The 17,244-nt window shown below is 43.8% G+C and carries 6 protein-coding genes; all 6 read right to left on the bottom strand.

Translation table 11 applies throughout. The annotated features are described in order from the left end of the window. Nucleotides 1-19: 19 nt before the first annotated feature. Complete coding sequence (locus PXH68_RS00775) at nt 20-385, bottom strand: MerR family transcriptional regulator (RefSeq protein ID WP_205031128.1); 366 nt, start codon at nt 383-385, stop codon at nt 20-22. A gap of 75 nt (nt 386-460) precedes the next feature. Continuing rightward, complete coding sequence (locus PXH68_RS00770) at nt 461-976, bottom strand: FUSC family protein (protein WP_248028915.1); 516 nt, start codon at nt 974-976, stop codon at nt 461-463. 590 nt (nt 977-1,566) lie between these two features. Next, entirely contained in the window at nt 1,567-2,766 is a 1,200-nt protein-coding gene (locus PXH68_RS00765) for a phosphoglycerate kinase (protein ID WP_014637337.1), read from the bottom strand. Nucleotides 2,767-2,916: 150 nt separating this feature from the next. After that, nucleotides 2,917-3,927 (bottom strand): type I glyceraldehyde-3-phosphate dehydrogenase, encoded by a 1,011-nt coding sequence (gap, locus tag PXH68_RS00760; RefSeq protein WP_158456058.1) that lies wholly within the window; start codon nt 3,925-3,927, stop codon nt 2,917-2,919. A 273-nt stretch (nt 3,928-4,200) separates the two neighbouring features. Continuing rightward, nucleotides 4,201-4,773, bottom strand: a complete 573-nt coding sequence (locus PXH68_RS00755; protein ID WP_248028916.1) for a TlpA family protein disulfide reductase — start codon at nt 4,771-4,773, stop codon at nt 4,201-4,203. A 149-nt stretch (nt 4,774-4,922) separates the two neighbouring features. Beyond that, nucleotides 4,923-17,213, bottom strand: a complete 12,291-nt coding sequence (locus PXH68_RS00750) for an isopeptide-forming domain-containing fimbrial protein (protein ID WP_316715724.1) — start codon at nt 17,211-17,213, stop codon at nt 4,923-4,925. Nucleotides 17,214-17,244 lie beyond the last annotated feature (31 nt).

Raw genomic sequence — 17,244 nt, 5'->3', positions numbered from 1 at the left:
TTTTAAATAGATAACTGAGTTAGGATGAACGAAAAATGCTACTGGGACTTGAAAAACGTCCTTGGTTGCGAAGCTCATCGTGCAGAATACGGCGTACATCTTCATCTGTCAAGGTCTTCTCTTGCTTTTGGACCTTGACCTGACGACTAGCATATTCCTTCTTGATGGCCGCGATATTTAATCCCTCATCCAAGAAATCCTTGATTTCCAACAAGAGGTCCATGTCATTTAAGGAATAGAGACGACGATTGCCTTCGTTGCGATCAGGCTGAATCAAGCCTTGCTCTTCATAATAGCGAATCTGTCGAGCTGTCAGGTCCGTCAATTTCATGACACTTCCAATCGGAAAAATTGCTAAAGATCTACGAAATTCCTTTTCTCTCACAAAAAGCTCCTTTCTGCCTTCCATTATAGGGGAATTTAGGGAGACCGTCAACTGAATATGTCAGAAAATCTGACATCACTTTGTTTGAAAACGTTTTTTTAATAAATTGAGGTCATAATTAACCAAAATCGCAATAAAAACCCCTACAAACGTTTCAAAAACACGAATAAACACATATTCAATGGCATTGCCAGACGGAATGGATAAGGTGATGATCAACAAGGCCGATACTCCACCGATAATGCCTGCCTTATTGTTCATGGCAACATTGGTCATGATGGTCAACATGACACAGAGCGGTACCACAAGCAGCGTGACCAAGAAGTGATTCCTGAAGCAGGCATCGACAATGAAGAAAAGCAGAGCGTAAAAACCACCGATAGAATTACCCAAAATCCGTGATGTCCCAAAATGAACACTCTGATCAAAATCCTCTCTCAAACTGAAAACCGCTGTTAAGGCTGCAATCTGAATGCCTTGCCAGCCCAGCAGCCCAAATAAGAGAATCACCAAAAATACAGCAAGACCAGACTTGATTGTCCGCATGCCCAATTTAAATTCCTTCGGATTAAAACGATATTTCTTAAACATGCTTCTATTCTAACATGATTTCAGAAAATAGAATAGCAAATACTTGCCCAGCTTTTCATTTCTCCAAAACTCGATTGGAAATTCCTCCTGCTTACGCCAGTTTTCCCAAAAAGCAAACAATTGGCTACTCTAAAGAAGTTTCAAGCCAACCAACTGCAAAAGGTCCGAAACTGAATAAACAAAAAAAGACGCTTTAAAAACGTCTTATTCTAGCCTTTAAACTAGAAAAGAGCTGGTCTCCCAACTCTTTTCGTTGTTCATCTTTCATAGGCAGTAGCTGAATAGCAGGTCACTTTGCTACGCTTGTGACCAACCTATTCAGCCTTGTGGGGTTCAAATAGTCCAGTGAACTATTTGAAGTTGTCACCCAATAAAAACAAAGTGACAAGCTACAGAATCATTTTTGACAGAAGCTTCGCTTCTTCTATTTCTAACCTCAACATATCTCCCAGATATGTTGAACTGACTCAGCGCCTATTTTTCAGTCAATGCTACACCTTGCTAGACTTTCTAATCCGCTTAGCTTCGTAGAAACTCTACGCGATGCACCAGAAAAGAGCTGGTTGCCCAACTCTTTTCATCGCAATTTTTTACTTTTCAGTAAGTGCTGCAAGTCCTGGAAGCACTTTGCCCTCAAGAAGTTCCATAGATGCACCACCACCTGTTGAGATCCATGAGAACTTGTCTGCACGGCCAAGGTTGATAGCTGCTGCTGCTGAGTCACCACCACCGATGATTGATTTCACGCCTGGTTGTTTCACGATAGCATCCATTACACCGATTGTACCAGCTTGGAAGTCTGGGTTTTCAAATACACCCATAGGACCGTTCCAAACAACTGTTTTTGCACCAGTCAAAGCTTCGTCAAACTTAGCGATTGACTTAGGACCGATGTCAAGACCAAGGAAGCCTTCTGAAACTGCTTCACCTTCAGTGTCGCGAACTTCAGTGTATCCAGCAAATGCGTTAGCTTCTTTTGAGTCAACTGGCAAGATCAATTTACCGTTAGCTTTTTCAAGAAGTGCTTTTGCTACATCAAGCTTGTCTTCTTCTACAAGTGAGTTACCGATTTCGATACCTTGAGCTTTGTAGAATGTGTAAGTCATACCACCACCGATAAGAACTTTGTCAGCTTTTTCAAGAAGATTCTCGATAACACCGATCTTATCAGATACTTTTGAACCACCAAGGATTGCCACGAATGGGCGCTCTGGAGTTTCAACAGCTTCTTGGATGTAAGCAATTTCGTTTTCCAAAAGGAAACCAGCTACTGCTTTTTCTACGTTTGCTGAGATACCAACGTTTGATGCGTGTGCACGGTGTGCAGTACCAAATGCATCGTTAACGAAGATACCGTCACCAAGTGAAGCCCAATATTTACCAAGTTCTTCGTCGTTTTTAGATTCTTTCTTACCATCAACATCTTCGAAACGAGTGTTTTCAACAAGGAGAACTTGTCCATCTTCCAAAGCATTGATAGCTGCTTCCAATTCAGCACCACGAGTAGCGCCAGCGATGAAAGCAACGTCTTGACCCAATTTAGCTGCTAAGTCAGCTGCCACAGGAGCCAATGATTTACCTTCTTTATCTGCTTCTTCTTTTACACGTCCAAGGTGTGAGAAGAGGATTGCACGTCCACCTTGCTCAAGAATATACTTGATTGTTGGAAGAGCTGCTGTAATACGGTTATCGTTAGTGATAACGCCATCTTTCAAAGGCACGTTGAAGTCCACACGGACAAGAACTTTTTTGCCTTTCAATTCTACATCTTTAACAGTCAATTTTGCCATTAGATAAGAACTCCTTAATTTAAATTTACCCTACCATTGTACCATATTTTCTGTATTTTTTCTTGTATAAAGATATTTTTTTCACAAATCTGCTAAAAGAACGAATGACACAAAAAAAGAGGCCGAAGCCTCTTTGATTTTCACTAAGGATTATTTAGCGATTTTTGCGAAGTACTCAAGAGTACGAACAAGTTGTGCAGTGTAAGACATTTCGTTGTCGTACCATGAAACAACTTTCACCAATTGCTCGCCATCAACGTCGATAACTTTAGTTTGAGTAGCATCGAACAATGAACCAAATGAGATACCTACGATATCTGAAGAAACGATTTGATCTTCAGTGTAACCAAATGATTCAGTAGCAGCAGCTTTCATAGCAGCGTTTACTTCTTCAGCAGTTACTTTCTTGTCAAGAGTTGCAACCAATTCAGTTACAGAACCTGTTGGAACTGGAACACGTTGTGCAGCACCGTCAAGTTTACCGTTCAATTCTGGGATTACCAAGCCGATAGCTTTAGCTGCACCAGTTGAGTTTGGAACGATGTTTGCAGCAGCAGCACGTGCACGACGAAGGTCACCACCACGGTGTGGTCCGTCAAGAACCATTTGGTCACCAGTGTAACCGTGGATTGTAGTCATCAAACCTTTTTGAACGCCAAATGCATCGTGAAGAGCTTTAGCCATTGGTGCCAAACAGTTTGTAGTACATGAAGCACCTGAGATAACTGTTTCAGTACCATCAAGGATGTCGTGGTTAGTGTTGAAAACAACAGTCTTAACATCGTTACCACCAGGAGCAGTGATAACAACTTTTTTAGCACCGTTAGCGTGGATGTGTTGCTCAGCAGCTGATTTAGAAGCAAAGAAACCTGTAGCTTCCAAAACGATATCTACGCCATCAGTAGCCCAGTCGATGTTTCCTGGCTCGCGCTCAGCAGAAACTTTAACGAATTTACCGTTAACTTCGAAACCACCGTCTTTAACTTCAACAGTACCGTCGAAACGACCTTGAGTTGTGTCATATTTCAACAAGTGTGCAAGCATTACTGGATCTGTAAGGTCGTTGATACGAGTAACTTCAACACCTTCTACGTTTTGGATACGACGGAAAGCAAGACGACCGATACGTCCGAAACCGTTAATACCAACTTTAACTACCATGAATGATTTCCTCCTTATGAAAATCGAGTTCTATATTTTAAAAGGCAAGCCTTTTAATCCTTTTGTGAAAATTTTAACTTGTAAGCCTACAAGTTCCTTTTCAACATTCTCATTATATAACTATTTATGAAAAATAGCAAGTTTTTACAACCCCTGCCCCATCTATTTCAACAAATTTTAAGGGACTGCATTGTCAAATGAATCAAAAAAAGCACCCGTAGGTGCTTTCTATTGGGCTTGGTATTTCCCTTCATATAAATCGCATTCTTCAGTCTATTTAACAGATTCCAAGGCTTTTGATAGAACTTCCTCTGTTTGATTGCTACGGAAGACTTGAACGACTTCCTGCTGACCATTTAATACGAACATCGTTGGAATATTGGTTACTTTCAAACTATCTGCTGCCACCAAATCTTTGTCTTGGTAATAGGTAAACTCATAGTTAGCCGCCAAATATTTTTGACCACTTTCTTTAGTCTCCCTGGTTTGATCCACAACATTTAGGAAGATGAAGTCAATATCCTCACTATATTTTTTATACAATTTTGCAAGAATCGGCAACTGAGCTTGACAATCTGGACACCAACTTGCCCAAAATACAACAATGGCTGGTTTTGTCGTAACCTCTTTCACGCTTGTTTCCTGATCATTCTCATCTAGGAAAGAAATGGCTTGCATGCTCTTGGTTAGACTTGCCAATTCCTCCTCTGTTGGTTGACTGGTGCTTGTCGCTACTTCTGTCGTAGTGACATCCTGTGTCAAGCTACTGGTTGTCACTAGGTAGATGATGCCACCTACTAGGAGAATGACAATTGCCAAAGCTGCCACTAGTTCTCTTTTTTTCATATCTCTCTCCGAAATTCTATTCTATTTTACACCTCATCTGAGTCTGTAAAAACCAAAAACAACTCGGGCTCTTTTCATAATGAACTGGAACCCGAGTTATCTTTGTCAAAGCATCTTACTGATGCCTTTTCTTGTTCCTGGAGTCTATCTTACTGCTTTCGCTTTTGAAACGCAAGCGTAAGTGCTCCAAGCATCAAGCCAACAAGGGCATACAGACCATTTGCATCTGAGCCTGTTTTAGGAAGATTTGTTCCTGGTTTAGGCGGTGTTGATGTAGATGGCGGTGTTGTAGGCGGTGTTGGTGGGGTTGGTGGAGTTGGTGGAGTTGGCAATTCTCCTTTTGGTTTTTCAGGTGTTGTTGGAGGTGGTGGCGGTGTATCATTCTTAGGAGGTACAACCGTTACCTTGTTAGTTTTCTTCGTCAATTGCTCACTTGGATCATGATTGAATTGTACGGTTGCCGTATTATCAATACCTGTTGTGAAGTGATCTTTCGTCAATGCATTCACATCAGAGATGCTTGAGTAAATGATCACATTGACAGTGTAACCTTTCAGGGCTTCCATTGTGTATTCATCAGTGAAATCAACTGTCACCAATTGTCCTTCAACTTTGATGCTTCCTCCCAATGCAACAATCGCTTGAGCTGTCAACTCACCTTTTTCATTGACATTTGCCAATTGTGCAATGCGTTCTTGAACCATAGCTTGACGTTTTTTCGCTTCATCAAGAACAGTTTGCTTCTCTGCTACTACTTTCTCTTGGTTCTCTACTTCAACCTTCACTTCAGCTGCTGTTTTTGCAGTTGACAGTGCAGCTTGTGCAGTCTGTACCTGAGTCTTAGCTTCATCCAACTTAACTTGGAGTTCCGCCATGAGAGCTTCCTGTGCTGCAATTTCTGAAGCGTAGTCAACTGCCGGAGTTTCAACAGGAGCTTCTGTCGATTCTTCAGTGGTTGAAGCTGGTGTAGAACTTGTTGTTGCAGTGTTTGCAGCAGTTAATTCTGCTAACTTCGCTTCTGCAGCTATCCATTCAGCTTCAAGTGTTGCGAGAAGATTTTGTGCTTCAGTCAAGGCTGCGGCACTTGCGTCCGTTTGAGCAGACTGTTTAATTTCCTCAAGTTTTGCAACCTCAACATCAAGTGCAGCCTGTGCTTTCTCTACATCCTCATCAATATAGTTTGCATTTGCAGTTGGTGCATTTGTCACCTTCACAGCTACCTTGTCAGGAGACACTGTGAAGAGGTTGTCCATCTGGTCTGTGATAGTAAGACTTGTCAAATTCAAACGCTTATCATCAGCTTCATCCATTGGAACAACTGATTTGATATCGAAGCGGAAGTTTTCTGTTGCAAGTAGGAGAGCCAAGTAGTCAGTTTGTTCCAAACCATCTACACGACTAACTGTTTTCACAGGTGTTCCTGGTTGTGGTGGGTTCACCGGTGGTGTTGGTGGCGTATCAGGTGTTGGAGGAGTAACGGTTACTGGGGTAGTTTCCTTGCGTTTCTTCACACCATTGCTGTCTGTGAAGTCAAGAGAAGCTGTGTTTGGAATGCTTGCAGCATTATCCTTCATGTAAGCTGTCAAATCAGCATCTGACTTGATGTAAGCAGGGATATACAATTGGATTTGCTTAAAGCCTGCTAATCTCGTAAAGTCAACAACTGATGCAACCACACGGTTGCCTTCAACAGTCACTTTCACAGCATCTGTCGCGTAACCATCAACATATGCAACAACTTCTCCGTTGATTGCAAGAACCGGTTCTACGATATCCGTCACAACAAATTCTTTATATGTTGCAATGTCTTGAGGAAGATCTGCAGTGACATTATACATATAAGATTTGTTGACTTCTACATCAAGATGGGTCAAATCACGATTGATTTTCTTATCTACGCCTGGATCATTTGGTGTAGGAGGATAAACTGGAACAGTATTTGAATCTTTCTTCGTTGATGGGTTATTGTTGATGATGTAGCTTGCCGTATTTGGCACGCTAGTTTGTCCATCCGTCATATATGGTGTCAAATCAGCACCATCTTTGACTTTAGCAAAGAAGACAACTTGAAGTGGTGCACCAGCTTGCTGGCGAACTTGTTCTTTGGTCAATTTCACGGTCACTGTTTGACCAGCTACTGTGATTTGATTTGCAGAGAGTGCCTTGCCTGCCAAGGTCGCTGTCACTTCTCCTTCAAATGCCAATACATCTTCAAGTGTATCGTTTACTTCAAAGGCAAATGCCCCTGTCGGAACAACCGTATCAATTGTATATGTAAATACTTCTTGACGGCTTGCCAATTCTACACTTGCCGAACCATTTACCTTCTTCTCAATCGGTGGAGTATTTGGTGTTGGTGGCGTTACAGTTACTGGCTTGGTTTCTTTTTCACCAGTTTGATCAGATTTATTAGTGAATTCTACTTTTGCGGTATTCGGGATATTTGGACGTGTAATTCCTTCACGAACTTGTGCTGTAATCACCAATTCAACCTGCTTGCCTGCCCATTCTTTAGCTTGCTTGAAGTCCTTCATAGTCGCAGTAACAGTTTGTCCATCTACTGTCACATCAAAGAATTTCGCTGCTTCACCCGTAATGACTGGTGTACCTTGAATAGCTAGGTCTTGATCAAGTGTATCTGTTAGAACATAGCGCTTGTAACTTGCAATATCAACCGGCAAGATTGTCGTGATATTGTAGTTATAATCTTTCTCTGTTTCGATATCCAAATGATCCAAGTCGCTGTTGATTTTCTTCTCAACCGTTGGTGTCTCACCAGGAGGTGTTACGGTTACTGGTGGAGTTGGTGGAGTGGTCGTCACATCACCTGGAGTACCATCTGCCTTAGCCTTGTTGGTGTAGCTGATGGTGGTTTGGTTCGGAATCGCTTGACGGGTTACCCCTTCGCGGATTTGAGAAACAATCACCAATTCAACTTCTTTGCCGGCCATCGCTTTAGCTGCTTCGAAGTCTGTGATCGTTGCCGTCACCACTTGACCTTCTACCTTCACATCGAAGAACTTAGCCGCATCTCCAGTCAGGGTTGGGATGCCTTGGACAGCCAATTCGCTCTCCAAGCTATCCGTAATCACGAAGCGCTTGTAAGTCGCAATATCAGTTGGAAGAACTGTCTTGATGTTGTAAGTGTAGTTGGTTTGTGTCGCTGTATCTAAGTGATCAAGGCTTTCATTGATCTTCTTCGTTACAGGAGGTGTTGTCACAGTGACTGGCGGTGTTGGTGGGGTTTCGCTATCTGGCTCACCATCCACATGGTTCTTGTTTTGGTAGGTCACTTTAGCAGTGTTGTCAATCTTCGCAGCGGTGCTCGTTGCTTTGACTTGAGCTGTGATGACCAATTCAACCTGCTTGCCTGCCAAGTCTTTGGCCTGCTTGAAGTCCTTCATAGTGGCTTTCACAGTATTGCCTGTGACGGTCACATCGAAGAATTTCGCCGCATCTCCCGTCACAACTGGTGTGCCTTGGATGGAGAGGTTCTCATCCAATTCATCGACAATCGCATAAGCCTTGTAGCTAGTGATGTCAACTGGGAGGGTTGAAGTAATGTTATAGGTGTAGTTAGACTCTGGAAGAACAACTGCTTCTGTCAAGTCGCTGTTGATCTTCTTCTCAACCGTTGGTGTCTCACCAGGAGGTGTTACAGTTACTGGTGGAGTTGGTGGAGTGGTCGTCACATCACCTGGAGTGCCATCGGCCTTAGCCTTGTTGGTGTAGCTGATGGTGGTTTGGTTCGGAATCGCTTGACGGGTTACCCCTTCGCGGATTTGAGAAACAATCACCAATTCAACTTCTTTGCCGGCCATCGCTTTAGCTGCTTCGAAGTCTGTGATCGTTGCCGTCACCACTTGACCTTCTACCTTCACATCGAAGAACTTAGCCGCATCTCCAGTCAGGGTTGGGATGCCTTGGACAGCCAATTCGCTCTCCAAGCTATCCGTAATCACGAAGCGCTTGTAAGTCGCAATATCAGTTGGAAGAACTGTCTTGATGTTGTAAGTGTAGTTGGTTTGTGTCGCTGTATCTAAGTGATCAAGGCTTTCATTGATCTTCTTCGTTACAGGAGGTGTTGTCACAGTGACTGGCGGTGTTGGTGGGGTTTCGCTATCTGGCTCACCATCCACATGGTTCTTGTTTTGGTAGGTCACTTTAGCAGTGTTGTCAATCTTCGCAGCGGTGCTCGTTGCTTTGACTTGAGCTGTGATGACCAATTCAACCTGCTTGCCTGCCAAGTCTTTGGCCTGCTTGAAGTCCTTCATAGTGGCTTTCACAGTATTGCCTGTGACGGTCACATCGAAGAATTTCGCCGCATCTCCCGTCACAACTGGTGTGCCTTGGATGGAGAGGTTCTCATCCAATTCATCGACAATCGCATAAGCCTTGTAGCTAGTGATGTCAACTGGGAGGGTTGAAGTAATGTTATAGGTGTAGTTAGACTCTGGAAGAACAACTGCTTCTGTCAAGTCGCTGTTGATCTTCTTCTCAACCGTTGGTGTCTCACCAGGAGGTGTTACAGTTACTGGTGGAGTTGGTGGAGTGGTCGTCACATCACCTGGAGTGCCATCGGCCTTAGCCTTGTTGGTGTAGCTGATGGTGGTTTGGTTCGGAATCGCTTGACGGGTTACCCCTTCGCGGATTTGAGAAACAATCACCAATTCAACTTCTTTGCCGGCCATCGCTTTAGCTGCTTCGAAGTCTGTGATCGTTGCCGTCACCACTTGACCATCTACCTTCACATCGAAGAACTTAGCCGCATCTCCAGTCATGGTTGGGATGCCTTGGACAGCCAATTCGCTCTCCAAGCTATCCGTAATCACGAAGCGCTTGTAAGTCGCAATATCAGTTGGAAGAACTGTCTTGATGTTGTAAGTGTAGTTGGTTTGTGTCGCTGTATCTAAGTGATCAAGGCTTTCATTGATCTTCTTCGTTACAGGAGGTGTTGTCACAGTGACTGGCGGTGTTGGTGGGGTTTCGCTATCTGGCTCACCATCCACATGGTTCTTGTTTTGGTAGGTCACTTTAGCAGTGTTGTCAATCTTCGCAGCGGTGCTCGTTGCTTTGACTTGAGCTGTGATGACCAATTCAACCTGCTTGCCTGCCAAGTCTTTGGCCTGCTTGAAGTCCTTCATAGTGGCTTTCACAGTATTGCCTGTGACGGTCACTTCGAAGAATTTCGCCGCATCTCCCGTCACAACTGGTGTGCCTTGGATGGAGAGGTTCTCATCCAATTCATCGACAATCGCATAAGCCTTGTAGCTAGTGATGTCAACTGGGAGGGTTGAAGTAATGTTATAGGTGTAGTTAGACTCTGGAAGAACAACTGCTTCTGTCAAGTCGCTGTTGATTTTCTTCTCAACCGTTGGTGTCTCACCAGGAGGTGTTACGGTTACTGGTGGAGTTGGTGGAGTGGTCGTCACATCACCTGGAGTACCATCTGCCTTAGCCTTGTTGGTGTAGCTGATGGTGGTTTGGTTCGGAATCGCTTGACGGGTTACCCCTTCGCGGATTTGAGAAACAATCACCAATTCAACTTCTTTGCCTGCCATCGCTTTAGCTGCTTCGAAGTCTGTGATCGTTGCCGTCACCACTTGACCTTCTACCTTCACATCGAAGAACTTAGCCGCATCTCCAGTCATGGTTGGGATGCCTTGGACAGCCAATTCGCTCTCCAAGCTATCCGTAATCACGAAGCGCTTGTAAGTCGCAATATCAGTTGGAAGAACTGTCTTGATGTTGTAAGTGTAGTTGGTTTGTGTCGCTGTATCTAAGTGATCAAGGCTTTCATTGATCTTCTTCGTTACAGGAGGTGTTGTCACAGTGACTGGCGGTGTTGGTGGGGTTTCGCTATCTGGCTCACCATCCACATGGTTCTTGTTTTGGTAGGTCACTTTAGCAGTGTTGTCAATCTTCGCAGCGGTGCTCGTTGCTTTGACTTGAGCTGTGATGACCAATTCAACCTGCTTGCCTGCCAAGTCTTTGGCCTGCTTGAAGTCCTTCATAGTGGCTTTCACAGTATTGCCTGTGACGGTCACTTCGAAGAATTTCGCCGCATCTCCCGTCACAACTGGTGTGCCTTGGATGGAGAGGTTCTCATCCAATTCATCGACAATCGCATAAGCCTTGTAGCTAGTGATGTCAACTGGGAGGGTTGAAGTAATGTTATAGGTGTAGTTAGACTCTGGAAGAACAACTGCTTCTGTCAAGTCGCTGTTGATTTTCTTCTCAACCGTTGGTGTCTCACCAGGAGGTGTTACGGTTACTGGTGGAGTTGGTGGAGTGGTCGTCACATCACCTGGAGTACCATCTGCCTTAGCCTTGTTGGTGTAGCTGATGGTGGTTTGGTTCGGAATCGCTTGACGGGTTACCCCTTCGCGGATTTGAGAAACAATCACCAATTCAACTTCTTTGCCTGCCATCGCTTTAGCTGCTTCGAAGTCTGTGATCGTTGCCGTCACCACTTGACCTTCTACCTTCACATCGAAGAACTTAGCCGCATCTCCAGTCATGGTTGGGATGCCTTGGACAGCCAATTCGCTCTCCAAGCTATCCGTAATCACGAAGCGCTTGTAAGTCGCAATATCAGTTGGAAGAACTGTCTTGATGTTGTAAGTGTAGTTGGTTTGTGTCGCTGTATCTAAGTGATCAAGGCTTTCATTGATCTTCTTCGTTACAGGAGGTGTTGTCACAGTGACTGGCGGTGTTGGTGGGGTTTCGCTATCTGGCTCACCATCCACATGGTTTTTGTTTTGGTAGGTCACTTTAGCGGTGTTGTCAATCTTCGCAGCGGTGCTCGTTGCTTTGACTTGAGCTGTGATGACCAATTCAACCTGCTTGCCTGCCAAGTCTTTGGCCTGCTTGAAGTCCTTCATAGTGGCTTTCACAGTATTGCCTGTGACGGTCACATCGAAGAATTTCGCCGCATCTCCCGTCACAACTGGTGTGCCTTGGATGGAGAGGTTCTCATCCAATTCATCGACAATCGCATAAGCCTTGTAGCTAGTGATGTCAACTGGGAGGGTTGAAGTAATGTTATAGGTGTAGTTAGACTCTGGAAGAACAACTGCTTCTGTCAAGTCGCTGTTGATTTTCTTCTCAACCGTTGGTGTCTCACCAGGAGGTGTTACAGTTACTGGTGGAGTTGGTGGAGTGGTCGTCACATCACCTGGAGTACCATCTGCCTTAGCCTTGTTGGTGTAGCTGATGGTGGTTTGGTTCGGAATCGCTTGACGGGTTACCCCTTCGCGGATTTGAGAAACAATCACCAATTCAACTTCTTTGCCTGCCATCGCTTTAGCTGCTTCGAAGTCTGTGATCGTTGCCGTCACCACTTGACCATCTACCTTCACATCGAAGAACTTAGCCGCATCTCCAGTCATGGTTGGGATGCCTTGGACAGCCAATTCGCTCTCCAAGCTATCCGTAATCACGAAGCGCTTGTAAGTCGCAATATCAGTTGGAAGAACTGTCTTGATGTTGTAAGTGTAGTTGGTTTGTGTCGCTGTATCTAAGTGATCAAGGCTTTCATTGATCTTCTTCGTTACAGGAGGTGTTGTCACAGTGACTGGCGGTGTTGGTGGGGTTTCGCTATCTGGCTCACCATCCACATGGTTCTTGTTTTGGTAGGTCACTTTAGCAGTGTTGTCAATCTTCGCAGCGGTGCTCGTTGCTTTGACTTGAGCTGTGATGACCAATTCAACCTGCTTGCCTGCCAAGTCTTTGGCCTGCTTGAAGTCCTTCATAGTGGCTTTCACAGTATTGCCTGTGACGGTCACTTCGAAGAATTTCGCCGCATCTCCCGTCACAACTGGTGTGCCTTGGATGGAGAGGTTCTCATCCAATTCATCGACAATCGCATAAGCCTTGTAGCTAGTGATGTCAACTGGGAGGGTTGAAGTAATGTTATAGGTGTAGTTAGACTCTGGAAGAACAACTGCTTCTGTCAAGTCGCTGTTGATCTTCTTCTCAACCGTTGGGTCTTCACCAGGAGGTGTTACAGTTACTGGTGGAGTATCATTTTTACCATCTGGTGTGCCTTCTACATGGCTTCTATTCTGATAGATAACCTCTGCAGTGTTAGGGATATTTTGTGTTGTCACTCCCTTGCGGATTTGAGAGACAATCACCAACTCAACTTCTTTGCCGGCCAATTCTTGTGCTGCAGCGAAGTTTTTCATTGTAGCTGTTACCAACTGCCCTTCGACTTTGACATCGAAGTATTGAGCTGCTGGTCCTGAAATAACTGGTGTGCCTTGAATCGCTAAATCAGCATTCAATTCATCACGAATGACAAATTTCTTGTAGCTAGTGATGTCAGCTGGCACTTTGACTTTAATATTGTAAGAATAATCTGTCGCTGTTTCAGTATCTAAATGCTCAAGGTTGCCATTGATTTTCTTAGTAATCGATGGATTTTCACTTGGTGGAGTTACTGGAACGTTCTCAGATTCTTTGGTTTGGTTAGGTTTGTCTCCAACTGTCAATGTCGCACGGTTCGGAATGGAGCCAGCTACATTGTCTGCAGTGACATATTTTGCTAACTCTTCAGCAGTCACACCATCTTTAAGACGTGCTTTGATTGTCAATGTAACAGTCTTGCCTGCGAATTTCGCAATGTCATTAGACGAAAGACTAGCTGTTACATTTCCATTTGCAGCATTTGCTTCTTCTGGACTTGTAACTGTAACTTTCTGATCCAATGTGGCATCACCAACTGTTGCACTGGTTTCAGTAACAGTCAAGATGTCTTCCAAATCATCTCTGAGTTCAAACTTGGTAAATCCAGCCGTATTTGTTGGAACTTGAGCAGTTACTTTGTAGGTGAATACTTCCTCAAGGTTTGACAATTGAGCTGACTGTTGATCATTAACTGTCTTCTGCGGCTCAGATGTTTCTCCTGGAGGAGTTACTGTAACAGGTTTTGTTTCTTTTTTAGTCTTAGGATCTGTATTAATGATGTAGCTTGCAGTGTTTGGAACTTTTGCAACGCCTTCCTCAATATAGTTAGATAAATCAGAACCCTCAATTACTTTTGCATTAAAGGTTACAAGAACTTTCTGGCCAACGTTCTTCTTCAATTGATCCGTAGACAATGCCACTTCAAGTGTTTTATTCTCTGCAGTAATGGTTGTAGCAGCAGTGACATCTGTTCCATTGATTTGAACAGTTACGCCACCTTTTTCACCATCAAATTCAAGAACATCCACCAGTTTATCGCTAATTACAAAGCTAGTTGCCCCGTCTGGAACTTGTGTCTCGATGGTGTATGTAAATGCTTCTTTAGCTTCAACGAGGTCGTAATGATTCTCATTATTAACTTTTTTATCAATCGTTGGAGGTGGGGTTACATGAACTGGTGGTGTCGGTGGAGTTTCTTTTTCACCACCACTTGATGGCGTTTGATAGAAGATGGTCGCAGTGTTTGGAATCTTTTCAATCGCTGTGCCATCTTTAATCTTAGCTGGAATGACCAACTCAACCGTTTCTCCGCCCGTCATAGAAGCCAGACTTGCTGTTTTCGCTGTCGCAATAACAGTATGACTTGCTTCATCGTATGTCACATTAAAGTATTGGGCAGCGTCACCTTTAATATAAGGAGCGGGCTGGTTCGTCAACTCAAGACGATTATCCAGTTTATCTGAGATTTTGTAAGACTGATACTTCTGGATATCGCTTGGAAGTTTGGTTTGAATGTTAAATTCAAATGCTTCGTCACTCTTCGTTGTATTCAAGACATCCAAGGTAGAATTAATCTTCTTGCTTGGAGCAGGCTCATCTGGCGTCACATAGACTTCATTTGATTCTTGTGGCTTGCCATTCAATTCAACCTGAGCCTTGTTTGGAACCTTAATCTGTCCGCCCACAGCGTATTTCGACAAATCGGCTCCATCTTTGATTTTAGCTTTAATCGTTAACTTGATAATCGCCGGGCCATCATTTCCTTTGTTGGCAGCGGCAATTTGTCGTGCAATTGCACGACCTGTGAAGTCGGCTTTTGTCAATTCCAGTTTAACAGTGTTTCCAGTAACGACTAACTTATTTGTCAGTGCAGCTACATCATTTCCATTAACTGTAATCTTAGCTCCGCCCTTACCATAAGCTGTTACAAATTCCAATTCTGGCACCAAAGTATCAGAAAGAATATAGCTATCTGCAAGGCCTGGCCAAACCGATTCTACATTATAGAAGTATTCCTGCGTCCGTTCGCTGAGGTAAAGCTGCTCTTGCCCTTCCACATAGGCCCCGGTTGTCCCTTCTACAGATTGAACATCTTTTTTGATGTCTGTCTTAACTGGCGGAAGGACATAAACGGTGTTAGAACGACGTGTTTTTGCATTTGGATCCACTGGGTCTTCAGAGCCATTCCAAAGGATTGTCGCCTGGTTCATCAGACCAAGACCATTATTTTCTTGAAGAATCTTCTTGTATTCATCTGGGTTGTTGTCAAATGAATATTCATCCTTCAATTGTGCCTCAACTACTAGATAATAGCGTTTGAACTTGTGGTTACCATATTGACCTTCCTTGATCGTCTCGGTATTAACACCAGGATTTTCAGGAATTGTCGCATATACAACTGTCTGGTCTTCTCCAGTTGTTGGATCATCTACAACTGTTGTTTTAACCACAAAACCATCCAATCGCTTGCCATTTTCATCTGTTACATATGCATTTTTATAGGCAATGCGGTAATCCAAACGGTCAACCAACATAGCATTCTTATCAAATTCAAGTGGCGCATTATTCATGCGGTAAAGAATCTTATAAGTAAACGTCTCATTGTCAGTTGTTAAGTTTGCAGCATAGGATTTTTTCTTCGCGATGATGGGGTCATCAACTGTTCCAAGGTCATTCGATGCATCGGTATCTTTTACATCTTTTGATACGTTTGGATAACAGTATTTCAAATCAGTAACTGTTACTGTAGTTGGCTCTTTTGATCCAATCTCAGCAGACTCATAGTCACCAACCTTAAATGTACCCGTCAATTGTCCAACTTGACGTTCAACTTGTTGCGGAGCATAGTCGTCAGAAGGCTCTTCTTCATCTTCTTCTGCTATATTTTCAACATCTTCTGTACGAGACAACAAATAATCAAACTTGTTGTTTCCAGGGTTGAAGACACTTTCCGGAACGGAAATCGTCACCGTTGTGCCGTTTTGAGTTACTTTTCCTTGTACCTGGGTTGCTTCATCCGTTACGTTCTCAACAACCGTTTTGTCATTGATTGTAACAGAGTCAACTTTGTACCCTTCTGTAATTTGGAAAGTTCCTTCTACATTTTCTTTCACCATGGCTGCTGTTACAGCTTTAAGAATTTTTTGTGCAAAGGCATTTGCATTGCTTTGCTCATTAACATAGAAGGATACCGACTCGCCATTCACCTCTTTAGCTGGAGAAGCAACGCTTTCCAAAGCTGTATGGAAGACTGTTTGGACTGAACGGTTGTCACCGTTGGTGTTAAAACCATATCTTGTAAAGTCTCCAAGGTAACCATCTGCATACTGGCTTGTCTTTTCAAAGTTTGCAACATCTTCCCAGAAGCCTACAACCACTGTTCCGTTAGATCCGATCGCTTCTTTAATGCGATCGCCAGCTTCCATCACTTCTTGCGAACGATTCAAATAATCGTTTGTAACTTCTAGGTTATTGATGTTATGAACCGCTGCAAAGGCCTGGCGGCGTCTGAGACTGGCATCAAAGTAAACTGGACCACCATCTTCTGAACGGTAACCATTGGCTACTCCATCTGTCACCAATAGGAAGACCGTCTTACGGTTGTTAGCCATTCCACCGCCAGTATTTTTACTTGCATTATACCGAGCAATGGTATCGTCAATAGCGGGAACTGTAGGAGTACCACCTCCGACAGAAAAGCTATTGATAAAATCTTGAACTTGACTGTTACTTGTCAACAAGCCTGAGTTGCCATAAGTATACACAGTACCTGCCGCACCCGGTTGGGAAACGCTATTCAAACTACCGTGATCCGATGCCGCTGTTGGGTTATAGTAGCGAACCTGGTCAATTCCTTGGAAGGTCGCAACCATGACACGGTCTGTTGTTTTCTCATCGCCTGTAAATACCAGACGAGGATTTTTCTCATCGTAATCCGTCAAAGCGACCGGAGTTGTTAACTCACGAAGGGCTGTCTGAACGCTTCCAATCGTATTTGCAAAAGATCCACTCGTATCTTGCAAGATAACTAGGTCGATTGGTTGCCTCGGCAACTCCCACTTGATTTCTTCTGTTTTTTCAATTTTAAGTGCACAGCCATTTTGCGTTACCTTGATTGTCGGATCCGACGTCGTCAAAGGTATCTCCGCAGCTGCATAAGGCGTCGATGATAGCAACATACCCATTTGAGAAATGAGTAGGACAATTGCCATCACAAATTGCCGCGCCCTTTTACTTATTTTCCTAATCATTTTTTCTTTCCTTATTCAAACTTCTTTCCCT

Source organism: Streptococcus sp. 29896, assembly GCF_032594915.1.
GTDB lineage: Bacteria > Bacillota > Bacilli > Lactobacillales > Streptococcaceae > Streptococcus > Streptococcus suivaginalis.
Note: the sequence above shows the minus strand (reverse complement) of the source record. Positions and strands in the feature narration are given on the sequence as shown.

Bases quoted from the DNA above. Each gene is read 5' to 3' on its own strand.
- PXH68_RS00770 (WP_248028915.1), bottom strand. From the start codon at position 976: ATGTTTAAGAAATATCGTTTTAATCCGAAGGAATTTAAATTGGGCATG.
- PXH68_RS00765 (WP_014637337.1), bottom strand. From the start codon at position 2,766: ATGGCAAAATTGACTGTTAAAGATGTAGAATTGAAAGGCAAAAAAGTT.
- gap (WP_158456058.1), bottom strand. From the start codon at position 3,927: ATGGTAGTTAAAGTTGGTATTAACGGTTTCGGACGTATCGGTCGTCTT.
- PXH68_RS00755 (WP_248028916.1), bottom strand. From the start codon at position 4,773: ATGAAAAAAAGAGAACTAGTGGCAGCTTTGGCAATTGTCATTCTCCTA.
- PXH68_RS00750 (WP_316715724.1), bottom strand. From the start codon at position 17,213: ATGATTAGGAAAATAAGTAAAAGGGCGCGGCAATTTGTGATGGCAATT.